We start from the raw sequence: 23,391 nt of genomic DNA, 5'->3' as shown, positions 1-23,391 counted from the left end.
TCTTGGGCCTGTTGGCGGACCCGCGAACGTTCAATGCGGACGGTGTCCCCGGTTCCCGGCATCCCGGACCACCGTCGCGGTCCCGGCGATCACGGCGATGAGCACGCCGCCGATCCCCAGCGCGTACGTGCCGATCCGCTCGTCGCGTTCGCGCGCCGTCTCGCTCGCCTGCATCACGGCCGGTTCCGGGGCCGCCGCGCGGGGCGGCCCCGGGTCCGGTACGGGGGCCTTGGGGGGCTCGGCGCCCGCCGCGGACCGGGTGAGCGCGCGGACCGGGTCGACCACGCCCCAGCCCACGTAGTCGTCGTGGCCGTTGACGGAGCGCTCGGCGGTGTTCTGGAGCTGCCAGATCACCTCCCGCGCGGTCCACCGCGGGTGCTTGGCGCGCAGCAGGGCGGCGACCCCCGCGACGTAGGGGGCGGAGAAGCTGGTGCCGCTGTCCACGCACTGGCCGAAGCCGGGGACGGTGGAGACCATGTCGACCCCGGGCGCCGCGATCCCGACGAAGGCGCCCGGCTGGGAGAAGGCGGCGCGCTCGTTGTTGCGGTCCGAGGAGCCCACGGCCAGGACGCCGGGGAAGGCCGCCGGGTAGGTGGGGCGCTTCTCCCCTGTCAGGCCGTCGTTGCCCGCCGAGGCGATGACGACCACGTCGGCCTCCACGGCCTTCTTGACGGCCTGCCCGAGCCTGGAGTCCCGGGGCATCGGCGCCTCGGTGTCCTGCGAGATGTTGATGACCCGGGCGCCCTTGGCCACCGCGTGCGCGATGGCCTCGCTCAGGGTCCCGGCGTCGCCGCCGCCCCGCCCGTCGTTCTGCCGGATCGGGATGATCGTGGCCTCGGGAGCGAGCCCGACGAAGCCGGTACCGGGCTGGGGACGGGCCGCGATCAGCCCGGCGACCTTGGTGCCGTGCCCGACGGTGTCCGCGGTGCCGTCGCCCTCGGCGTCGAGGAAGTCGCGGCCGGCCCCGATGTCGAGGGCGCCGCCGAGCTGCGGGTTGACCCGGTCGACGCCGGTGTCGATGACGGCCACGCGGACGCTCTTGCCGTCCTGGGACCGGCCCCTGGTCTCCGCCCACAGCTCGTCGAGCAGCAGCCGCTGGAGCGACCAGGGCCGGTCCTCCAGCTGCTTCTTCATCGGGAAGGTGCACTCGCCGGCGCCCGCGCGGCGCATCGGGTACGAGGGCTGCGGCGCGGCGCCCAGGGTGAGGGCACCAGCAGCCAGCAGGGCGGCGAGGACGGACTTCGGCGCGTTCGCCGCCGCCGCGCTCCGCATCACGAACCCTGGGGCTGGCGGGCGGAGTTGCTGTCGAGTCGGGGCCCCTTGGAGAGGAACTCCGACCACGCGATCGGCACCGTCACCGGAACCACCTCCGCGTATCCGAGCCGGTCCTGGGCCTGGCTCGGCTCGGGGCGGCCGTCGGCGGTGGCCGCCCCGCCCCGGCCGGTGCTCGCGCCCGGCACGGGTGAGGGCCGGGTCGCGTCGCTGTCGCCGTTGGCCTGGACGGCGTACCGCAGGCCGGTGTCGGTGACCAGGAAGAGCGTGCCGCCCGCGGTGGTCTGGCGGCCCTGCGCCTGGGTGTAGAGCAGGCCCGTGCCCGGGGTGACGTAGGCGCCCCTGCCGCCGGCGGTGATGTCCACGGGGAATCCGGTGCCGGCCCAGGTGCTCAGGGTCTGGCCGCCCTGGGCGTCGACGGAGCGCAGCACGCTGCAGATGGTGTCGCGGCCGGCGCCCGCGGCGGAGGCTGAGGCCGAGGCTGAGGCGCCTGCGGAGTCGGGGGTGGAGTCGGGGGTGGAGGCGTGGACCTCGTTGACCCGGTCGGTCTTCTTCTGCGGCCATCTTTTCGCGCCGCCCTTGAAGGAGGTGCGGTCCGGGTTGACGGACTGGAGGTCCACCTCGTGGGCCTTGCCGTACATGTCGAGCCGGTCGGTCGCGGGCGAGGAGATCATCAGCCAGGCGACGAAGTCCGAGACGGGGACGACCTCGCCGGGCAGTACCAGGTAGTGCTGCACGCCCGAACCGGTCACGGCCTTCAGGACCATGCCGACCCTGTCGTCCGTGCCGGACAGCCCCTCGACCCCGGCGGCCGTCCCGGCCGTGGCGCCCGGCAGCTCGGGGAAGGCCAGGTCGTCGCCGGAGCCGAGGGTGGCCAGCCACTCCTCCGTGACCGGCTGCGGGACGGCCCCGCCACCGACGAGGGCGCGGGTCATCGTGCGCGCGTCCGCGGTGCCCTCGGGGAACTTGTACTTCGAGCCCGCCGCGTCGACGAGGTAGCGGGCCTTGTCCGGGCCGGCGCTCTGCACGTACAGGGCCTGGGAGTCGGAGAGCCGGTGCCCGTCGTCCATCAGCTTCGCCTCGCGGTCGGCCAGGACGAAGACGGCCGTCTGCACACCCTTGCCGTTGCCGCCGGGCTGTTGGCACACCGCCCAGCGCTTGGCCGTCCCCGCGTCCGCCGGGGCGGGCAGCCGGTCGGGGGCGTACGGGATGCCGATGACGGGACCGCGCGGGAGCTTCCCCGCGTCCAGCACCTTGTCCGCGACCTGGACGACCTTGCCCTTGGACGGGTCGAGCAACAGCCGTGCGGAGGCGAGGTTCAGCACCGGGTGCAGCCGGGTCCGGTCCTTTCCGCCGGCCTCGGTGGTCAGGACGACGTAGCGGGTCGTCGACTCCTTGCCGACGATGACGTGGTCGCCGGGGGTGTCCCATCCCATGGGGGCCGTCGGCTTGACCATCCCCCAGGCACCGAAGCCCACGAGGACGAGCGCCGCGGTGATCACACCGGGCAGAACGGCGCGCAGCGGTCGCGGGGCACCCTCCTCGGAGCCGCTCGCGGAGGGCTGAAGGAACGCGGCCACCGTACGTCGCTTCGCAAAGGTGTACGCGTTGAGCTCGTCACGTCGTGAGGCCATGACCGCCTGATTCTCCCGCACGGCCCGGTCGGTGGATACGGTCCCCGGGCCTCTGTCGTCCGACCGGAACCCACTATGCCCGTTGCCGGAGGGTGGGTGCGCCACGGGTAGGGTGAGGCAGCCTCTCCAGGCCCACCGGGCCGGAACCAACAGGGGTGTTGGCGCGGGTCGAGGGATCCCGGGGGCCAGGGGAATGAACCCCGGAAAGGTGAGGTGCGCGAGTGACGGCCACGGCCGTGAGGCCGCGTACCGGGGCGCCCGCACCCGAGCGCGCCGGAGTGGCACCGGAGTCGAAGTCCGGCCCAGGACGTTTCGGTCCGTTTCGATTGCAACAACTCGTCCTCCTTCAGATCGCCGCGGCCGCGCTGTTGACGGCCTGGGTGGTCGAGCCACTGCTGCTCGCGCCGGCCGGGGCGCTCGCCCTGGTCCTCGCCCTGCTCGCGGTCGTACGCAGACACCGGCGCTCGCTGCCCGAGTGGATCGGCGGCGCGCTGGCACTGCGCGCACGCCGTCACCGGGCCGCCGCCACGGCGGCGCCGGCCGGCACGGAACCGGGGCTCGCCCCGCTCGTCGAGGCCGATCCGGCGCTGCGGACGCTCTCGTTCAGTGAGCGGGACCGGGATCGGGACCGGGGCCGGAACCGGGACCGGCGACCCGTCGGGATGGTCGGCGACGGCACCTTCCTGACCGCGGTGGTCCAGGTCGACACGGACGCCACCGCGCTGCGGCCCGACCGGGCGGCGCGGCCGCTTGCACTGTCCCTCGTACGAGACGTCCTCGAAGTGGACGGCATCCGGCTGGAGTCGGCGCAGCTCGTGCAGCACACCCAGCCGGCGCCGGCGCCGCACCTGCCGGCCCGGTCGCTGGCAGCACTCAACTACGCCCCGCTCCAGGCCCTGACCGGAACCCCGGCCGTACGCCTCACCTGGATCGCGCTCAAGCTGGACCCGGAGCTGTGCCCCGACGCGGTCACCGCGCGCGGGGGCGGGCTGCCCGGGGCCCAGCGGTGTCTGGTGCGGGTCGCGGACCAGTTGGCGAGCAGGCTCGCGGGGGCCGGGTTCCGCGCGACGGTGCTCACGGAGCAGGAACTGACGGGCGCGCTGGCCACCTCCTCGTGCGCGAACCCGATGGCGATCACCCAGGCGGGGCGGTCGGCAGCCACGGGACGGCGTACCGAGGAGACCTCGCGGACCTGGCGCTGCGACGACCGGCGGCACACCACGTACTGGATCGGCCGCTGGCCCCCGTTGGGCGGGAGCTGGGCCGGACTGCCGGAGTTCGTGGCGCAGTTGACCTCGCTACCGGCGCTGGCGACGAACTTCAGCCTGACGATGGCCCCGGCCGCGCGCCACGAGGTGACGCTGACCGGGCACGTACGCGTCACCGGGCGCAGCGACGAGGAACTGGTCACCGCGCGGCGCGGACTGGAACAGACGGCTCGGGACATCAAGGCCGGGCTGGTGCGGCTGGACCGGGAGCAGGTGCCGGGGCTGCTGGCGTCGCTGCCGCTGGGAGGAGCGCGATGAGGGGCTCTCGACCGGGCTCGCGCCCGGTGCGCGGCGGCTTCGGGCTGGTCGGCCCGCGCCGGGAGCGGCACGTGGTCCGGGCGGCGGAGCTGGACGCGCTCGCGCTGCCGGTCGGGGACGACGGGGTCGTGATCGGCGTGGACCCGACGGGCCGCCCGGCGGTCCTCGGCATCAACCGGCCGACACCGTACGAGGTCACGCTGATCGGCGGCCTGTGGACGGCGCAGGTCCTGGCCCTGCGGGCGGCCGCCACGGGCGCGCGGGTCGCGGTCGAGACCGGGCGCGCCCAGGTGTGGTCCGGCCTGGCGCAGGCCGCGGGCGGGGGCCAGCAGTGCGTGACCCTGCACGACGTGGGCCGGGTACCGCCGCAGGGAGCGTCGGCGGGCAGTCCGGTCCTGGTGGTCCGCGACTGCGGCATGCGGCCGCCGCGGGGCCGGGTGGCGGCGGGACCCTGGCAGTCGGTCCTGACCCTGCTCCCGTACGTGAGCCCGACGGCCCCCCGACTGGTGCGCAACGCTTCCCTGGTCGGCCTCCAGCGGGTCTCCCCGGACGAGGCGGAGCAACTCGGCCGCCTGCTACGACTGCCCGCGGCGGCGGCGGAGTCGCTGCCGACGCTGGGCGACGGGGTCACGCTGTGGTGCACCGGGCAGGACCGGCAGTTCGTGATGACGCAGCCGACGGACGGGGAGACGGGCCTGCTGGGTCCGGCACGGCGCATCGACTGAACCGCGGGCGGAGCCCAAGGCGTGCGGGCAGAGCCCGAGGGGTGCGGGAGCCCAGGGTGCCTGGGATCCCGCACCCCTCGGAGCCGGGCGTGCCGGGTTGTCCGCCCGCCGAGCCGGGGGCCGCAAGGTTCATCCCCACGGGGGACCCGGGGTCGCGGGGTGGACACTCGGGAGGTACCGGTTCGGGGGATCGTGGCTCGGGGCGCAGGTGGGGCGTGCCCCCACCTGCGGGGCACTCAGGACTTCCACGGACCGCCAGTTCGGGGGACCACCTGCCGGTGAACGGCAGCTCGAGAACCGGAGTTCGGGAACCGGCAGGCCGGAACGGGTTGGCTGGTCAAGGCCGATCGGGCGCGGTCAAGCGCCCGGGGCGGCCATGAGGGAGCCGTCCCACGGAGTGGTGCTCCGGGAACGGGCGGGGCGTGGTCACGCGTGCCACCCACCCACCCACCCACCCACCCACCCACCGACCGGCTCGGAAAGTGCACACCGGGAACCGGCAGCCCTGGCCGGGCAAGCCGAGACCCGCGAAACCGAGCCGACCTGGAACCAAACGACCGGCACGGGCGTGGCATTGACGGACGGGCCCCGAACCGGCGAGGCCGGACGGGCAGGCCGACATCGGCAGGGCCGATCCGGACGGGCCGGGGCCCCGCCGGCCCGTCCGGCGTTCGGGGACCGGGTCAGGGCAGAGCCCTGGGAACGGTGGAAGGGCGGGTAGGGGACTTCGCCCCGCAGGGCCGACCCACCCGCACCACACGAGCGGCGACGCACCGGGCACCGCCAGGCCGAGCCGAGCCGAACGAGCCCGGCACCAACCAGCCAAGAGCACGCAAGCTCCGAACCACCAGGCGAGAACGCACAGCGTCGGAACGGGCGGGAACCGGCGGGCGGGAACCGGCACACACCTTCCGGCGGACGGACCGGGACAGGACCGAGACGCGGTGACGTGGCACGTCGGGGAGGCGGGGATTGGCCGGGGGCCCGGCCGTATGGGCAGGATGGAGGCGGCCCCCGGCCCGTGGGCGACCCCGGTAGGGGCCGACGGGGGCGGATTCCGGCTACGGGACACGATTAGGCTGGGCGGCGGCGTGGCGCGGTGGGACGCCGGACCAGTGTTCGATAGACCAGGAGGACCAGTGAGCGGCGATCGGAACGAGAGGCGCGGCGGGACGTGGGACGTCCCGACGGACGATCAGTCCGACGCGGAGCCCGAGCTGACGGGCGAGTTCACCATCGACTACACCACACCGGCCTGGTACGCGCAGGGCGCGGACCCGGCGGCCGCCGCGATCCCGGGCCTGCCCGAAGGCAGTGGTTTCGAGCCCCACCTGCCGCCGTCGGACCTGGAGACCCCTCCGACGATGCGCATCGCCCGACCGGCTCCGCGCACGGCCCCTTCCGACGCACCGGCACAGGCGCCAGTACCGGCACAGGCACCGGCACCGCCCATGCCGTATCCGGCCACCCCCGGCGCACCCACGGCGCCGACCCCGGACTCCACGACCGCCGCACCGTACGCTCCGGCCGCGGGCGCTCCGTACGTCCCGGCAGCGGACACCTCCGCCCCGCCGTACCCGTCGCTCCAGGACGCCGCCGTCCCTCCCCACCCGCCGGTCCCGGACACCGCGAGGCCGTCATACCCGTCGGCCCCGGACAGCGCCGCCCGGCCGTCGACCCCGTCGACCGCGGACGGCCCCGTCCCGCCGCACACGCCGGGCCCGGACTCCGGACCGCCGTCGTACCCGGGTGCCCCCGCCGCGCCCTCCCCTGTTTCCTCGGACACTTCGGACGCTTCGGACACCGCTGCCCCGCCCCACGTCCCGGCGTCGGGCACCGACCTGCCGCCGGCCCCGCAGAGCCCGGCCGGTTCGGGTTCCGCGGGCGCCTCCGCGCCCGTGGGCGCACAGGGATCCGCCGGCGAGCCGTACGCACCGGCGCCGTATCCGAGCGACGCCCCGCCCGTCGGGTCCCCGGCCGACCGGGTCCCGTCGAGCAACCCGTACGCGTCCGCGCCGGCCGACGCGGAGCACGACCGCACGCCGCCCGCTGACGTGCGTACGCCCACGCCGCCCGCGGGGGCGGCCGTTCCGACGCCGCACGCGGCGAACACGTTCGAGGGACCCGCCGGATCCGGCCCGGCGTCCGACGCCGAACTCCCGCAGCGGCCCTCCGAGTTGTACCCGCCCATCGATCCGCGGGCCGGCTACGACATCCTCCCGCCCGAGCAGCCCGAGCCCCAGCCCGAGCCCCAGCCCGAGCCCCAGCCCCGGACGCCGGACGCCGGGTACGGATTCCCGCCCGCTCAGCAAACGCCGCAGCCCCAGACGCCGCAGCCCCAGACGCCGGACGGTTACGGGTTCCCCCCGCCCGCACAGCAGCAACAGCCGCCGCAGCAGCCGCAGCAGCCGCAGCCGTACGCCGACCCCCGCAGCGGCCAGTGGCCGCAAGGCCCGCAGGACCCCCGCTACGGCGCCTCCCAGCCCTCCGGCGGTGCCCCCCTCGGCTACACCGCCGCCGTCGAGCTCTCCTCCGACCGCCTGCTCCGCGGCAAGCAGAAGGCGAAGAGCGGCAACAACGCCCCCGGAGGCGGCGGCCTGTTCCGCTTCGGCGGCAAGGCGGCCGAAGCGGAACGGCGCCGCAAGCTGGAGCTGATCCGCACGCCGGTCATGTCCTGCTACCGGATCGCCGTCATCAGCCTCAAGGGCGGCGTCGGCAAGACCACGACCACCACCGCCCTCGGCGCCACCCTCGCCACCGAGCGCCAGGACAAGATCCTGGCCATCGACGCGAACCCCGACGCCGGAACCCTCGGCCGCCGCGTGCGCCGCGAGACCGGAGCCACGATCCGGGACCTGGTCCAGGCGATCCCGTACCTGAACTCGTACATGGACATCCGCCGGTTCACCTCCCAGGCGCCCTCCGGTCTGGAGATCATCGCCAACGACGTGGACCCGGCCGTCTCGACGGCCTTCAACGACGAGGACTACCGCCGCGTCATCGAGACGCTCGGCCGCCAGTACCCGATCATCCTCACCGACTCGGGCACCGGCCTCCTCTACTCCGCCATGCGCGGGGTCCTGGACCTGGCCGATCAGCTGATCATCATCTCGACCCCGTCGGTGGACGGCGCGAGCAGCGCCAGCACCACCCTCGACTGGCTCTCCGCGCACGGCTACGCCGACCTCGTCTCGCGCTCCCTCACCGTCATCTCCGGGGTCCGCGAGACCGCCAAGATGATCAAGGTCGAGGACATCGTGCGGCACTTCGAGACCCGCTGCCGCGGTGTCGTCGTCGTCCCGTTCGACGACCACCTCGCGGCCGGCGCCGAGGTCGACCTCGACATGCTCCGGCCCAAGACGCGCGAGGCCTACTTCAACCTCTCCGCACTGGTCGCCGAGGACTTCATCCGCGCCCAGCAGCAAACGCCCCAGAACCACTGGGGCCAGCAGCAACAGCAGCCGCAACAGCCCCAGTCCCCGTACGGGCAGCAGCAGTACCCCACCCCCGGCCAGGCCTGGCCCCAGCAGCCCGGTCAGCCGCAGGCCGGCGGGCCCCCGCGCGACCCGCGCCTGGGCTGACGGAGCCGGCACGCGCACGAGGGCCCGTACCGCCCCCGGAATCCCCGGGACGGTACGGGCCCTCACCCGTTGTCCAGCACCTCGTCAGCCGCAGGCGGTCAGACCGCCGGGCCGGCGGGCCGTCAGCGCTCCGCGTCGTACGAGTCCGTCAGCCCCCGCGCGCGCTTCACGTCGTCCGCGATGGCCTCCAGCAGCCCGTCCAGCGACTCGAACTTCGCCATCCCGCGCACGTAGGCGAGGAAGTCGATGGACACGTGCATGCCGTACAGGTCCAGCCCGACCCGGTCGATCGCGTACGCCTCCACGGTCCGCTCGGTCGCGTCGAACTGCACGTTCGTGCCGACCGAGATCGCCGCCGGCATCCGCTCGCCGTCAGCCGTCAGCCAGCCCGCGTACACCCCGTCGGCCGGGATCGCGGTGTGCGGCTGCGTCTCCACGTTCGCCGTCGGGTAGCCGAGCTCGCGCCCGCGCTGCGCACCGCGCACCACGACGCCCTCGACCCGGTGCGGGCGGCCCAGGATCTCGGCCGCGCCGTCCATGTCGCCCTGCGCCACGAGCTTGCGCGCCAGGGTGGAGGAGAACGGCACGCCGCCGCCCGCCTCGCCGCGCTCCACCAGGTCCACGACCTCGACCTCGTAGTCGTAGGTGGTGCCGAGCTGCCGCAGGAACTCGACGTTTCCGGCGGCCTTGTGGCCGAAGCGGAAGTTCGGTCCCTCGATGACCGCCAGCGCGTGCAGCTTGTCGACGAGCACCTTCACGATGAAGTCGGCCGGGGACAGCTGCGAGAACTCCGCCGTGAACGGCAGGATCAGCAGCGCGTCCACGCCCAGCCCGGCCATCAGTTCGGCGCGCCGGTCGTAGGGGGCCAGGATCGGCGGGTGGCTGCCGGGGCGGACGACCTCGCTCGGGTGCGGGCTGAAGGTGACGACGACGGAGGGGACACCCAGCTCGCGGGCCTTGGCCACGGCCCGTCCGATGATCAGCTGATGACCCCGGTGGACCCCGTCGTAGGAGCCGATGGTGACGACGCCGCGTCCCCAGTCCTGGGGGATGTCCTCCAAGCCACGCCAGCGCTGCACTGTGACCGCTCCTCGCCCGAACCCTGTAGGCCCTGTCCTGGTTGCCGATTGCAGGTCTAAGACTGCCATGCCGGTGGCCGCTGCCCATCATCGGCGTCTTCCGACGGGGACGCACTGTGAGCGAGGGTCTCCACGGTCCGGCGCGCGCCGGGCCCCAGCAGCGCCGCCGCCTCTTGCGGAGCTCGAGCCAGCCAGGAGGCCACGAGTGCGCCGAAGGCCGGTTCGGCCCGGGCCAGCTCGACCGTGCGCCGCTCGAAGACCGCCGGGCCGCCCGGTGCCCGCAGCAGTTGGCGGCCGGTACGCCGCAGCAGGTCCCGGGTACGGTCCGGGGCGCCGGTGGCCGCCCCCGCCGCCAGCGCTCCGAGGAAGGTGTCGAGCACCGAGGGGTCCAGCTCCTCGCGGAGCAGCGACTCGGCCAGCTCGCCGCGGAGCGTGTACGAGGACTCCGTGCCCGGGGCGGCCAGTACGCCGGCCAGCGCGGCCCGCACCGGGGGCGGACCGGAGCCGAGGAGGTCCCGTACGAGCGGGCGGAGCACGGGGGCGGCGGCCAGCCCCTGTTCGAGGCGCCGGTCCACGAACTCGGCGGCGTGCGCGGCGTCCTGCGGGTGCCGCGCCAGGTGGTCCCGTACGAGCTCGGCCGCACGCCGCGCCAGGCCCGGCGTGGTCAGCGCGGCCAGCGCGCGCACCACCTCCCCGTCGGCCCGCTCCCGCAGGGCCGCGAACACCGCGTCCGGGTCCGGCAGCACGGGGAGCGCGGCGACCAGCGCGGCGGCGGGCAGCGGCCGGCCGCGCCCGGGATCGCGGAAGCAGGCGAGGGCCTCGGGGAGGTAGCGGGCCCGCACCTGGGGGTCGCGGAGCAGGATGCCGAGGGCGCTGCCGTGCAGGGAGGCGTCCGCGGGGCGGGCGAGGAGGGCCTGCGCGGCGTAGCGCAGCAGCTCGCGGTCGGCGGGGGTGCGCACGTGCGGGGCGGTGAGCGGCCCGTACGCGGCGGCGGCGACCCGGCGGCCGGGCCGCTCGTCGTGCGCCCAGCGGTCCACGGCCCGGCTGAGGGCGGAGGGCTCGTCCTCGGCGAGTACGGCGAGCAGTTCGTCGGAGCGGGGGTGCGCGGCGGTGACGAGTGCCTCGGTGAGGTCGTCGACGGCGAGGCCGCGGTGGGTGTGCAGCAGCGCCTGCGCGGCGGTGGCGACGGTGGCCCCGGGCCGCCCGAGCAGCCGCCGCTCGTCTCGGAACCAGCCGCAGAGCAACGGCTGCACGAGCCGCGGCGCCCGGACCAGCCGCCGCGCGGCGGCGTCGAGGAGGCGGTGGTCGTGGGGCACCAACCGCCGCAGCAGCTCGAACCGGTCCTCCTCGGCGACTCGGACCCGGGTCCAGAACCAGCCCCCGAACTCCCCCTCGTCCTCCCGGCCCTGACCGGGCTCGGGCGGGCTGCCGGGCCCGGTGAGTCCGCCGGTCCCCCGGCCCCCGGAGCGACCGGTGTCATCGGCGGCCGCTCCGGGGCGGAGCTTCCCGGCCCCCCGGCCGGGTCCGCCGGCCACCGGGGCTCCGCCCTGCGCGGGGACCCGCAGGGGTCCGGCGGTACCGGGCGGCGCCCAGCGGGTGGCGTCGGCCGGAGCCGGGGCACCCAGGGCGCCCGCGTACGCCGCGGAGCCGGCCGGCGGCGGAGGCGGTGCGGGAGCTGCCGGAGGTGGTTCCGCTTCTTCCGCCCCGGACGGCGCGGGCCGGGTCAGGTGGGCGGCGAGGGCGTGCAGGACCGGGAGGTACGGCGTGGCGTCGGGGACCCGCAGGAGGGTCTCACCGAGGAGCCGGGCGGCCCACCAGAGGGCCTCCGGGTCGGTGGCTCCGCCGAGCACGGCCACGAGCCGCTCCAGCACCGCTCCCCGCTCCCCCGGCGGCAGCAGGCGCACGCCCTCCAGTACGGGCCCGATGCGGTGCCGGGGGACGTCCCGGCCCAGGGTGTCCAGGGCGGCGGGGAGGTCGAGGTGGGCGGCCTGCACCCAGTCGGCGAACTCCTCGTGGGCGAAGCGGTAGCCCTCCCCACCGGGCACCAGCAGCCCCTCGGCGAGCACCGCGGAGGCCCATCCCGACCGCCACGGGAACAGTTCCTCGAAGGAGCCGCGGTCCAACTGCCCCTGTCCCGGGCCCAGACAGCGCCGCGCGGCCTCGTGCACCCGCCCGGCCACCCGTGCGGCCAGCCTGCCCGCGCCGGGCCCGAACACACCGGGCCCGAAGATGCCGGGCCCGTACGCCCCGGCCGGGTCCTCCCCGCCGGCGCCGTCCCACCCGATGCCGTCCCCGCCGGCGCCTTCCACGCCGGCGCCTTCCCCGCCGATGCCCTCCCCGCCGGTGCCGTCCGGCCCGACGGCCCCGCGGGGTCTACGGGGCTGCGGGAGCGCGGCCGACACCCGGACGGCCACGCGCAGGCACAGCAGGTCCAGGTGCGCGGCGAACACCTCGTCGCGCGACGGACGGCCCGCGGTGACCCCGGCCGCGCGGAGTTCCGCGAGCAGCCGCAGCGTGAGCGGGTGCCGGGCGTCGGCTCCGTCGACGGCGCCGGCCGGGATCCCCAGCCGGGCCCGGGCCGCTTCCGCTTCCTCCGGGGTCAGGTCGCCGATCGGGACCGCGGGCGGCAGCCGCAGGGCCGGCCGCGCCGGGGTGTGGAGCATCCGCGGCGGGTAGAGCCGCCCGGCCGCCTCCCAGTGCTCGGGGCGGGCGGCCACGACCAGCCGGGCCCCGCTCGCGCCGAGCCAGGCGGCGGTGGCACCGGTCCACCGCACTGCCCGCCCCGCGAGCCGCGGCGGCATCTCCTCGGGCCCGTCCAGGACCACGAGCAGGGGCCGCCCGGCCGAGGCCACGAGCGCGGCCAGCGCCGACGCGGGGTCAGGCCCCGGGCCGGCCGCGGGCACCTCCAGGATCCGGCCCGCCTCCGTCAGTGCCCGCGACACGGCGTCGGCCAGCGAGGTGTCGTCGGCCCGCAGGTCGGCGCCGCGCAGCCAGAGGGTCGGGGCGGGGCGCGGGCCGCGGGCGCGGCGGACGGCCAGGGCGGCGAGGGCCGTGGTGCGGCCGGTGCCGGGCCGTCCGACGAGGGCGAGGACCGGGCGGTCACCGGCGGTGAAGGCGTCGAGTTCGGCGGCGATCTCCGGGCGGTGCACCGGCTCCGGTCCCCCGGTGGCGAGGGCCGCTCCGAGTGTGGTGCCGGTGAGCTGCAGGGCTCCGGCGAGGTTCAGGTCGCCACCGTGGCCCGGCACGGTGGCGGCGTTGCGTTCCAGCAGGGCGGCGAGGGGTCCGCCCGGATCAGCGGCGGCCGCGGCCGCGAGGGGCACGGCGAAGCCCCCGGAGCGGTGTTCCGCCTGCAGAGCGGTGCACAGGACCGCGAGCACCGCTCCGGTTCCGGCGTCCAGCACCGGGCCTCCGCAGGCCTCGCCTCCGAGCCGCAGCGCGTCGCGCCCGTCGGTCCCGATGGCGAGTTCCAGTGCGGCCGGGAGCAGGTGGGGGCGGTCTGCCGCCGGGTAGCCGGCCTCGGCGGCGCCGAGCACCCGCGCCTGGCGCCAGCCGCGCGCGGCCAGCCGTACGTACGTGCCGGGAGCGATCGCCCCGCGCGGCGCGACCGGCAGCGGCCGCGCCCCCAGCCCGTCACTGCGTACGAGCGCCAGCCCCAGCTCCGGCAGGGCGGTCACGTCCGAGGCGCCCGCCGTCCAGGTCCGCTCCCCCGGCGCCGGCCCGTGCAGGACCAGCCGGGCCAGTCCGTCCACGGCTTCGTGGCTGGTGAGCACCGTCCCGCGGTCGTCCGCGACGAACCCGCTCCCCCGCGGCCGCCCGGCGAGATCGCAGATCCTGATCAGTTCCGCCGTCACCGCACCACTCCCCGCCGCGCGTGCCCCGTAGGCACGACGGTAGGCAGATGAAGATCAGCGGGAACAGCACGCGTGGCGAAAGCGCCCCCTTACGCTCCCTCCATTCACTCCGAGCGCCTGCTCGCACGGGTGAATAAGGGGGTCCGGGTGGATAGAGACCTACCCGAGGGGGGTCGTGGAGCGGTGAGCAGCAGTCCTTGTGCGCTCACCGCTCCACGTCGAACGCGAACCGGCCGGACATGCGAACCGGGCGGACACGCGAACCGGGCGGAAACGCGAACCGGCCGGCCCGAAGGCCGGCCGGTCAACAGCACCAGGGGGACGGATCAGGCGAAGACGGCGAGCGACTTCGCCTTGCCGTTCTTGCTCTCGACGAGCCCGAGCAGCTGCCCGTCCGGCCCGTAGACCGCGACCGCCTTGCCGGGCTCGTACTCCTCCGGCATGTCGATCCGCACGCCGTTCGCCAGCAGCGACGCCCGCCGGGCGTCCAGCTGCCAGCGCGGGAACGCGGCGGCCGCCGCGTCGCCGATCGGCATGACGGTCAGCTCCTCCTGGAGCTGGTCGAGCGTGCGCGCCCGGTCGATCTTGTACGGACCCACCCGCGTGCGCCGCAGCGCCGTGAGGTGCCCGCCGACGCCGAGGTCGGCGCCGAGGTCCCGCGCGAGGGCGCGGATGTACGTACCGCTGGAGCAGACCACGGAGACGACGAGGTCGACGACCTTGGTGCCGTCCTCCGCCTCCGCCTCCCGCATGTCGTACACCTGGAACGAGGAGACGGTCACCGGTCGGGCCGGGATCTCGAAGTCCTCGCCGTCACGGGCGCGCTTGTAGGAGCGCACGCCCTTGATCTTGATGGCGCTGACCTTGGACGGGACCTGCATGATCGCGCCGGACAGCTTGGCGATGCCCGCGTCCACGCCCTCGCGGGTGACCCCGGTGGCGTCGGTGGACGAGGTGATCTCGCCCTCGGCGTCGTCCGTCAGGGTGTTCTGGCCCAGCCGGATGGTGCCGAGGTACTCCTTCTCCGTGAGCGCGAGGTGGCCGAGGAGCTTGGTGGCCTTCTCGACGCCCAGGACCAGCACGCCCGTCGCCATCGGGTCGAGCGTGCCGGCGTGGCCGACGCGGCGGGTCCTGGCGATCCCGCGCATCTTGGCGACCACGTCGTGCGAAGTGAATCCGGACGGCTTGTCGACGATGACCAGGCCGTCCGGAGTCTTTTCTGCGTTGGTGCTCATTCCGCGGCTGCGTCCTCGTCCGAGTCGTCGTCCTCGTCGGGCTTCTTGTACGGGTCGGCTTCGCCGGCGTACTGGGCGCCCGAGGAGACCTCACGCACCTGGGCGTCGGAGGTCCGCGCCTTCTCGAGGAGGTCCTCGATGCTCTTGGCGGTCTCCGGAAGGGCGTCCGCCACAAACGTCAGGGTCGGCGTGAACTTGGTCTGCGCCGCCCGGCCGACCGCGGAGCGCAGTACGCCCTTGGCGCTCTCCAGGCCCGCCGCCGCGCTGACCCGCGCCTCGTCGTCGCCGTACACCGTGTAGAAGACCGTGGCCTCCCGCAGGTCGCCGGTGACCCTGGTGTCCGTGATGGTCACGTGCGTACCGAGGCGGGGGTCCTTGACGCCGCGCTGCAGCTTCTCGGCCACCACCTCCCGGATGAGGTCCGCCAGCTTCTTCGCCCGCGCATTGTCGGCCACTGGTCCGTCTCCTTCTCAAGTCTTGCGGTCAGTCTTCATCACCGTGGAGCCGTCGTCGTACCGACAGCAGCTCCACTTCCGGACGTGCCGCGACCAGCCGCTCGCAGCGGTCCAGTACATCCGAGAGGAACCCCGTGTCCCCACTCACCAGAGCGACCCCTATACGGGCCCTGCGGTGCAGGTCCTGGTCGCCCACTTCGGCCGCGCTCACAGAGAACTTGCGCTGGAGCTCGGCCACGATGGGCCGGACGACGGAGCGTTTCTCCTTCAGCGAGTGAACGTCGCCGAGGAGCAGATCGAAGGACAGAGTCCCCACGTACATGCAGTTCCGGATATCCCGCCGGTGCGGGTTCGGTGGCCTGCCGGCCGTCGCGCGGCAGGGTCATCAGAACCGTACACGCAACGGCCGGGGCCGATCGACGGATATTCCGCCGACCGGCCCCGGTGTTACAGCTGCCTACGACACGGTGCGAACCGCCTCGCGCTTACGCGCGGGGCTTCTCGCGCATCTCGTACGTCGCGATGACGTCGTCGATCTTGATGTCGTTGAAGTTGCCGAGGTTGATACCGCCCTCGAAGCCTTCGCGGATCTCGGTGACGTCGTCCTTGAAGCGGCGCAGACCGGAGATGGTGAGGCTCTCGGCGATGACCTTGCCATCGCGCAGGAGCCGCGCCTTGGTGTTGCGCTTGACCTCGCCGGACCGGATGAGGACACCGGCGATGTTGCCCAGCTTGGACGAGCGGAAGACCTCGCGGACCTCCGCCGTACCGAGCTCGACCTCTTCGTACTCCGGCTTGAGGAGGCCCTTGAGAGCCGCCTCGATCTCCTCGATGGCCTGGTAGATCACCGAGTAGTAGCGGACGTCGACACCCTCGCGCTCCGCCATCTGCGCGGCACGGCCGGCCGCACGGACGTTGTAGCCGATGACGATGGCGTCGGAGCCCATCGCCAGGTTGATGTCGGACTCGGTGACCGCACCCACACCGCGGTGCAGGATGCGGATGTCGACCTCTTCACCGACGTCGAGCTGGAGCAGCGAGGACTCGAGAGCCTCGACCGCACCGGACGCGTCGCCCTTGATGATGAGGTTGAGTTCCTGGACCAGACCGGCCTTGAGGACCGAGTCGAGGTCTTCCAGGGACACCCGGCGGACGCGCTTGGCGAAGTTGGCGTTGCGCTCACGCGCAGCACGCTTCTCGGCGATCTGACGGGCGGTGCGGTCCTCGTCGACGACGAGGAAGTTGTCGCCGGCGCCGGGGACGTTGGTGAGACCCAGGACCAGGACGGGGGTCGCGGGACCCGCTTCCTCGACGTTGTTGCCCTTGTCGTCGAGCATGGCGCGCACGCGGCCGTAGGCGTCGCCCACGACCATCGTGTCGCCGACGCGGAGGGTACCGCGCTGGACGAGGACGGTGGCAACGGCACCGCGGCCGCGGTCGAGGTGGGACTCGATCGCAATACCCTGAGCGTCCTGCTCCGGGTTGGCGCGCAGGTCGAGCGAGGCGTCGGCGGTGAGGACGACGGCCTCGAGCAGGGAGTCGATGTGCAGACCCTGCTTGGCGGAGATGTCGACGAACATCGTGTCGCCGCCGTACTCCTCGGCGACCAGACCGAACTCGGTGAGCTGACCGCGCACCTTGACCGGGTCGGCACCCTCGACGTCGATCTTGTTGACCGCGACGACGATCGGGACGCCGGCGGCCTGGGCGTGGTTGAGCGCCTCGATCGTCTGCGGCATCACGCCGTCGTTGGCCGCGACCACGAGGATCGCGATGTCGGTCGACTTGGCACCACGGGCACGCATGGCGGTGAACGCCTCGTGACCCGGGGTGTCGATGAAGGTGATCTTGCGCTCTTCACCGTTGACCTCGGTACCGACCTGGTACGCACCGATGTGCTGCGTGATGCCACCGGCCTCGCCCGCAACGACGTTCGTCTTGCGGATGGCGTCGAGCAGTCGGGTCTTACCGTGGTCGACGTGACCCATGACGGTCACGACCGGCGGACGCGGCATGAGGAATTCCTCGCCGCCCTCGTCCTCGCCGAACTCGATGTCGAAGCCCTCGAGGAGCTCGCGGTCCTCTTCCTCCGGGCTGACGATCTGAACGACGTAGTTCATCTCGCCGGCCAGCATTTCGAGGGTCTCGTCGGAGACGGACTGCGTGGCAGTGACCATCTCGCCGAGGTTCATCATCACGGCGACGAGCGACGCCGGGTTGGCGTTGATCTTCTCCGCGAAGTCGGTGAGGGACGCACCGCGCGACAGGCGAACGGTCTCGCCGTGACCGCGCGGCAGCATGACGCCGCCGACCGACGGGGCCTGCATGGCCTCGTACTCCTGGCGACGCTGGCGCTTGGACTTGCGACCACGACGCGCCGGACCACCGGGACGGCCGAAGGCACCCTGCGTGCCACCACGGGCACCGGGACCACCGGGACGCCCGCCGAAGCCGGGACGACCGCCGCCACCGGCACCAGCCGGACCGCCGCCGAAGCCGCCGCCACCGGGACGGGGACCGCCGAAGCCGCCACCGCCGCCGGGACGCGAGCCCGGACCGGCCGGACGACCGGCGAAGCCGCCGCCCGCGGGACGACCGGCGCCACCGGCGCCACCGGGACGGGGACCGCCCGCACCGGGACCACGGCCACCGGGGCCGCCACCGGGACGGGGACCGGGACCACCGGCAGCGGGACGCTGCGGCATCATGCCCGGGTTGGGACGGTTACCACCGGGGGCACCACCGGGACGCGGGGCGCCGCCCTGCGGACGCGGCATGCCGCCCGGGGTCGGACGACCTGCACCGGCACCCTGGGGACGCGGAGCGCCGCCGGGGCCGCCCTGCGGGCGGGGAGCACCCTGGCCGCCACCGGCGCCGGGGGCACCGGGACGGGGAGCGCCGGCCGGACGGGGCGCCTGCGGGCGCGCCATGCCGGTGGAGCCACCAGAGGTGAACGGGTTGTTGCCCGGACGGGGACCGGCCGGACGGGCGCCCTGCGGACGCGGGGCCGAGGCACCGGGACCTGCGGGACGCTCGGTGCGCGCCGGAGCGGCACCGGCCGGACGCGGGGCGCCGGGACGGGCGCCGGACTGGCCACCGGCCGCCGGACGCTCGGGGCGCTGCTGCGCCGGACGCGGGCCGGGGGTCGCGCCGGGACCGGCGGGACGCTCGGTGCGCGCCGGAGCCGCGGCGGCCGGAGCCGCCGGAGGCGCGGAGAACTCGGTCGCCACGGGAGCCGCCGGAGCGGGCTTCGGGGCGGCCGGAGCCTTGGGACCGGGACGCGGACCACCGGGGGCGGCGGTCGGGGTCACCGGGGCGGGGGCGCTGACGGCCGGGGCCTCGGCAACGACCGGCTTGGGGGCCGGTGCGCCGGGCTTCGGGGCAGCAGAACGTGCAACAGCACCCGGGGTGGGAACCCCGGGCTTGGCGGGGGCGGCCTTGCGGGGCTCACCCGGCTTCGCAGCGGACTTGCCGGCGTTGCCGCCGGGGCCCTGCAAAGCATCGGTCAACTTGCGTACGACCGGCGCCTCGATCGTCGAGGACGCCGAACGGACGAACTCACCGAGTTCCTGGAGCTTGGCCATGACGACCTTGCTCTCAACTCCGAACTCCTTGGCGAGTTCGTATACCCGGACCTTAGCCACTTCGCTCCTTTTAGGTCCGGGTTACGCCGGACCGTCTCTACTTCATGCTCGTACTCATCGCGTACTCATCGAGGGGTGCTCATCGCAATCTCGACCTACTTCCAACTCGCGAGGTACCTGACCGCACGGTGATCCGTGCCGTACTACGTGCTTACGGTGTCGCCTCGGCCTCATCGGCCACGGCATTGTGCAGTTCCGCCGTGTCGAACGGTCCTGCGGACTTGAAGGCCCGGGAGAACGCCCTACGGCGGACAGCCTGGTCGAGGCAGACCACGGCGGGGTGCACGTAGGCACCCCGGCCGGGCAGCGTACCGCGAGGATCGGAGACACATTTGTCACCGACCGCCACGATGCGCAGCAGATCGCTCTTGGCCGCTCGCTCCCGACACCCCACACAGGTGCGTTCGGGGCATGCGCGGGCTTGCGTCCGGCCAGACACGCTTAAGTCTACCTCCCCGCACCGACCTCACCCCTTCGGGCGAAAAATCGAACGGATGTTGTCGTGATCACGAGTGCCGGGTCCGGCCGCCGAAACCTCGGCGGCGGACGGCCGTGCACGTCGAGCAGGGCTCTTGTCGCCCCTGCAGCTCTTGTGTACCGCTCGGACAGCTCCGGGCGGTACCGGTTTTATTCCCCGCGGCGGTCGTCGCGCCGGTCGTCCCGGCGGTCGTCGCCCCGGTCGTCGCGGCCGTTGCCCCGGTCGTCGCGGCGCTCGCCGCGGTCGCGGTCGTCCCCGTCCGAGGGCTGCTCGGTGTCGGGACGGATGTCGATGCGCCAGCCGGTCAGGCGGGCGGCGAGGCGGGCGTTCTGGCCCTCCTTGCCGATGGCCAGCGAGAGCTGGTAGTCGGGCACGGTCACCCGCGCGGACCGGGTGTCCCAGTCCACGACCTCGACCTTGCTCACCCGGGCGGGTGACAGGGCGTTGGCGACCATCTCCGCCGGGTCGTCCGACCAGTCGACGATGTCGATCTTCTCGCCGTGCAGCTCGGCCATCACGTTGCGCACGCGGCTGCCCATCGGGCCGATGCAGGCGCCCTTGGGGTTGAGGCCGGAGCGGTTGGCGCGGACGGCGATCTTGGTGCGGTGACCGGCCTCACGGGCGATCGCGCAGATCTCGACGCTGCCGTCGGCGATCTCCGGGACCTCCAGCGCGAACAGCTTCTTCACCAGGTTCGGGTGGGTGCGCGACAGCGTCACGGACGGACCGCGGACGCCCTTCGCCACCCGCACGACGTACGACTTCAGGCGCAGTCCGTGCGTGTACTCCTCGCCGGGGACCTGCTCCTGCACCGGCAGCATGGCCTCCATCTTGCCGATGTCGACGAGGACGTTCTTCGGGTCCTTGCCCTGCTGCACCACGCCGGTGATGACATCACCCTCGCGGCCCAGGAACTCGCCGAAGGTCAGGTCGTCCTCGGCGTCGCGAAGACGCTGGAGGATCACCTGCTTGGCGGTCGTCGCGGCGATGCGGCCGAAGTCCGACGGGGTGTCGTCGAACTCCTTGGCCTCCTGGCCCTCTTCCAGGTCCCTCGGGTCCTCGGTCGCCCACACGATCACGTGACCGTTGGTGCGGTCGAGCACGACGCGTGCGCGCCGGAAGCTTCCCTCGGTGCGGTGGTACGCGATGAGGAGGGCCGACTCGATCGCTTCGACGAGCAGGTCGAAGGAAATCTCCTTCTCCCGAACCAGACCCCGCAGGGCACTCATGTCGATGTCCACGACTACGCCTCCTCTTCCTTCTTGTCCTTGCGGTTGAACTCGATCTCGACACGCGCCTTGGCGATGTCGGTGAATACGATGCGGCGGGCGGTCGCCTTGCGGCCCTTCACGCCCGGGATTTCGAGGTCCATGCCCTCGTCGTCGACGTCGAGGATGCGGGCGATCATTTCCCCGCCGTCCGACGTCTGGAACTTCACGAGCCGGCCGATCGCCCGGATGTAGTGACGGTGCTCGGTCAGCGGGCGGTCCGCGCCCGGCGAGCTGACTTCGAGGACGTACTCGTCCTCACCCATCGCGTCGGTCTCGTCCAGCAGGTCGGAGACCTCGCGGCTCAGCTCGGCGCACGCGTCCAGCTCCACGCCCTCGTCGGAGTCCACGATGATGCGCAGCATCCGGCGCTTGCCCGCCTTGGACGTCTCGATCTCCTCGAGGTCCAGGCCCTTGGCGGCGACGAGCGGCTCCAGCAATGCGCGCAGCCTGTCGCTCTGGGTGGTGCTCATCCGGGTGACTCCTCGGCCGCGTGTGCTGTTGTGATTTCCGTCGTGCGTCAGGTCAAAGGGTATCCGGTCGCGGGGGGTGTTGCCGTCCGCCCTGTGGACGGGCCCCCGGGTACCGTGATCACAGCCTGCCCGCCATCACCCCTAGGACGTCTCCGTGCCCTCGACCCTGCCGTCGCGAAGAGGCCTGCTCGCCGGTGCCGCGGGCATCGCCGGAGCCGCACTGCTCAGCGGTTGCTCCGACGACCGGCCGCCCGCCGCGGCCCCCGAGGTTCCACTCGAACGGCGGATGCGCGAGACGGCCGTTCGTGAGAGCGAGCGGCTGCTGGAACGTTACGACGCCACGACCGCGGCCCATCCGGCCCTCGCGCAGCGCCTCGCACCGCTGCGCGCCTCGGTCGCTGCGCACACGGCGGCCCTGGCCGACGAGGGGTCGTCGGCCGCGTCGTCCTCGGCCTCGCCTTCCCGGCCCGCGGCCCCGGCCTCCGCCTCCTCGTCCGCTTCCTCCTCCGCCTCCCCCTCGTCCGTCCCGTCCGGCGCCGCGGCCGCCGCCCCGCCCGCTTCCGGGGCCGTACCGGTGCCCCCCGCGCCCGCCGACGCGCTGACCGCCCTCGCGGACGCCGAGCGGAGCCTGGCCGAGGCCCGGACGATCGCCCTGGCCGGCGCCCCCGGGGAGCTGGCGCGGATGCTGGCCTCGGTGGCGGCGTGCGGGCACGTGCACGCGTACCTGCTGACCTCGAACCCGGGAGCCTCCTCGTGACCACCGCCCCCGTCCCCTCCCCCGCCGGCCGGGTCCTGGAGGCCGCCCAGGCGGCGCTGGCCGCCGAGCACGCGGCCGCGTACGGCTACGGCGTGATCGGGGCCCGGACCTCGGCCACCCGCTCCGCCGAGGCCCGTGAGGCGTACGGCGGCCACCTCGCGCGCCGCGACGCGCTCGCCCGTACCGTGCGTGAGCTGGGAGGTTCCCCCCGCCCTTCGGAGGCCGCGTACACACTGCCGTTCACCGTGCGCACGCCGGCCGACGCCGAGCGGCTGGCCGCCGGGATCGAAGACCGGGTGGCGGGCGCGTACTCCGATCTGGTGCGCGCCGCCGAGGGCCGGTTGCGCCGCGAGGCGGCTGACGCGCTCACCGCCGCGGCCGTGCGCGCGGCACGCTGGCGCGGTGTCGGCGTAGCCTTCCCTGGGCTCACGGAACGCGCGGACACACCGCCGACCTAGCGCGCAAGCATGCGCGACGAGCCCGGGCACAGCTGAAAGGGACCACGCACGCATGGCTTTCGAACCGCCGCAGCGGCTTGTACGGGCGCTCGGCGAACTGCCGGAATCGGCGCACGTCTCGGACTGGCTGGGGCAGCTCCCCCGGCTGGCGGAGGGGGCGCTGGCCCGGCGCGGGGTGCACGCCCAGCGGGTGCAGGCCCCCGGCGGCCGCAGCAGCCTGGTCGTCCTCGTCCGGTACGCCGACGGGACCCCGGCCGCGCTGAAGCTGGCCCCGCCGGGGCTCCGGCCCGACCGGGAACTGGCCGCGCTCGCGCACTGGGGCGGCTTCGGGGCGGTACGGGTCCTCGACACGCGCCACCACGAGGAGGACGGGGCGCTGCTGCTGGAGCGGCTGCACCCGGAGGTCTCGCTGCGCTCGCTGCCGGAGGCGAAGGCACTGCTGGAGGCCTGCGGCACGCTGCGCAGGCTGTGGGTGGCCCCGGCGCAGGGGCACGGCTGGGAGACGGTCGCCGAGCGGACCGCCGAGCAGGCCGAGGTGCTCCGCAAGGCGCCCCCCGAGACGGCCGAGCTGGCCTCGGCTGCGCTCGCGGCCCGCGAGGAGCTGACGGCGGCGCCGGCCGAGGAGCTGTTGCTGCACGGGAACTTCCGGCAGGGCAAGGTCCTCGCCGGCGAGCGCGCCCCGTGGCTGGCGGTGGGCCCCGACCCCATGGTCGGCGAGCGGGCCTACGACCTGGCACGGCTGGTACGGGACCGGCTGGAGGACCAGATGGCCTCCTCGGCGGGGGCCTCGGGCGCCCGGCGGCGGGTGAACAAGCTGGCCGACGCCCTGGAGGTGGACCGGGACCGGCTGCGGGGCTGGACGCTGTTCCGGGCCGTCGAATCGGGCAACCGGGCGCTGGCCGCGGGCCGGCGGCGGGATGCGGAGCTGCTGCTGGAGTTCGCGGGCTGGTTGTAG

The 23,391-nt window shown here is 74.2% G+C and carries 16 protein-coding genes and 2 pseudogenes; 7 read left to right on the top strand and 11 right to left on the bottom strand.

Annotated elements, in window-relative coordinates; translation table 11 throughout:
* Positions 1–30 precede the first annotated feature (30 nt).
* A complete protein-coding gene (mycP, locus tag ACFYM0_RS30190; protein WP_388506796.1) occupies positions 31–1,272 on the bottom strand; it encodes a type VII secretion-associated serine protease mycosin in 1,242 nt (413 codons plus the stop codon).
* Entirely contained in the window at positions 1,272–2,906 is a 1,635-nt protein-coding gene (gene eccB / locus ACFYM0_RS30185; RefSeq protein WP_388506795.1) for a type VII secretion protein EccB, read from the bottom strand. The genes mycP and eccB overlap by 1 nt, the downstream gene beginning before the upstream one ends.
* Positions 2,907–3,127: 221 nt before the next feature.
* Between eccB and eccE the strand changes: the two genes are divergently transcribed.
* The 4 genes and pseudogenes from eccE to ACFYM0_RS30165 all read left to right on the top strand — a co-directional run.
* Positions 3,128–4,432, top strand: coding sequence for a type VII secretion protein EccE (gene eccE, locus ACFYM0_RS30180; protein ID WP_388506793.1), 1,305 nt, complete (start codon positions 3,128–3,130; stop codon positions 4,430–4,432).
* The gene (locus ACFYM0_RS30175) at positions 4,429–5,157 is read left to right on the top strand and encodes a hypothetical protein (protein WP_388506791.1); all 729 of its coding nucleotides are present in this window, start codon (positions 4,429–4,431) and stop codon (positions 5,155–5,157) included. Before eccE ends, ACFYM0_RS30175 begins: the two co-directional genes overlap by 4 nt.
* Before the next feature lie 992 nt (positions 5,158–6,149).
* Positions 6,150–6,422, top strand: a pseudogene (locus tag ACFYM0_RS30170) (SCO5717 family growth-regulating ATPase); the annotation flags it as partial.
* A gap of 666 nt (positions 6,423–7,088) precedes the next feature.
* Positions 7,089–8,806: pseudogene (locus tag ACFYM0_RS30165) on the top strand (AAA family ATPase); the annotation flags it as partial.
* Between the two features lie 54 nt (positions 8,807–8,860).
* Here ACFYM0_RS30165 and ACFYM0_RS30160 read toward each other — a convergent pair.
* From ACFYM0_RS30160 to rimP, 9 genes are all read right to left on the bottom strand, one after another.
* On the bottom strand, positions 8,861–9,817 hold the full coding sequence (locus ACFYM0_RS30160) for a bifunctional riboflavin kinase/FAD synthetase (protein ID WP_388506789.1): 957 nt from the start codon (positions 9,815–9,817) through the stop codon (positions 8,861–8,863).
* A 56-nt stretch (positions 9,818–9,873) separates the two neighbouring features.
* On the bottom strand, positions 9,874–13,668 hold the full coding sequence (locus tag ACFYM0_RS30155) for a serine protease (RefSeq protein ID WP_388506787.1): 3,795 nt from the start codon (positions 13,666–13,668) through the stop codon (positions 9,874–9,876).
* 326 nt (positions 13,669–13,994) lie between these two features.
* Positions 13,995–14,903: a tRNA pseudouridine(55) synthase TruB gene (gene truB, locus ACFYM0_RS30150; RefSeq protein ID WP_327255206.1), complete on the bottom strand. Its 909-nt coding sequence runs from the start codon at positions 14,901–14,903 to the stop codon at positions 13,995–13,997.
* Complete coding sequence (rbfA, locus tag ACFYM0_RS30145) at positions 14,900–15,358, bottom strand: 30S ribosome-binding factor RbfA (RefSeq protein ID WP_327255205.1); 459 nt, start codon at positions 15,356–15,358, stop codon at positions 14,900–14,902. The genes truB and rbfA overlap by 4 nt, the downstream gene beginning before the upstream one ends.
* Before the next feature lie 28 nt (positions 15,359–15,386).
* The gene (locus ACFYM0_RS30140) at positions 15,387–15,680 is read right to left on the bottom strand and encodes a DUF503 domain-containing protein (protein WP_030161467.1); all 294 of its coding nucleotides are present in this window, start codon (positions 15,678–15,680) and stop codon (positions 15,387–15,389) included.
* A gap of 163 nt (positions 15,681–15,843) precedes the next feature.
* Entirely contained in the window at positions 15,844–19,002 is a 3,159-nt protein-coding gene (gene infB, locus ACFYM0_RS30135; protein ID WP_388506785.1) for a translation initiation factor IF-2, read from the bottom strand.
* A 151-nt stretch (positions 19,003–19,153) separates the two neighbouring features.
* Positions 19,154–19,441, bottom strand: a complete 288-nt coding sequence (locus tag ACFYM0_RS30130; protein ID WP_266881406.1) for a YlxR family protein — start codon at positions 19,439–19,441, stop codon at positions 19,154–19,156.
* 188 nt (positions 19,442–19,629) lie between these two features.
* Complete coding sequence (gene nusA, locus ACFYM0_RS30125; RefSeq protein ID WP_388506783.1) at positions 19,630–20,721, bottom strand: transcription termination factor NusA; 1,092 nt, start codon at positions 20,719–20,721, stop codon at positions 19,630–19,632.
* A 2-nt stretch (positions 20,722–20,723) separates the two neighbouring features.
* Positions 20,724–21,221 (bottom strand): ribosome maturation factor RimP, encoded by a 498-nt coding sequence (gene rimP, locus ACFYM0_RS30120; protein WP_388506781.1) that lies wholly within the window; start codon positions 21,219–21,221, stop codon positions 20,724–20,726.
* Between the two features lie 154 nt (positions 21,222–21,375).
* Between rimP and ACFYM0_RS30115 the strand changes: the two genes are divergently transcribed.
* Genes ACFYM0_RS30115 through ACFYM0_RS30105 form a run of 3 tightly spaced genes read left to right on the top strand, consistent with a single transcriptional unit; the run spans position 21,376 to position 23,391 of the window.
* On the top strand, positions 21,376–21,978 hold the full coding sequence (locus ACFYM0_RS30115; RefSeq protein WP_388506779.1) for a hypothetical protein: 603 nt from the start codon (positions 21,376–21,378) through the stop codon (positions 21,976–21,978).
* On the top strand, positions 21,975–22,436 hold the full coding sequence (locus tag ACFYM0_RS30110) for a ferritin-like domain-containing protein (protein WP_388506777.1): 462 nt from the start codon (positions 21,975–21,977) through the stop codon (positions 22,434–22,436). Before ACFYM0_RS30115 ends, ACFYM0_RS30110 begins: the two co-directional genes overlap by 4 nt.
* 52 nt (positions 22,437–22,488) lie before the next feature.
* A complete protein-coding gene (locus ACFYM0_RS30105) occupies positions 22,489–23,391 on the top strand; it encodes an aminoglycoside phosphotransferase family protein (protein WP_388506775.1) in 903 nt (300 codons plus the stop codon).

This window comes from Streptomyces sp. NPDC006487, from assembly GCF_042870555.1.
GTDB lineage: Bacteria > Actinomycetota > Actinomycetes > Streptomycetales > Streptomycetaceae > Streptomyces.
This window is presented reverse-complemented; position numbering and strand designations above follow the sequence as displayed.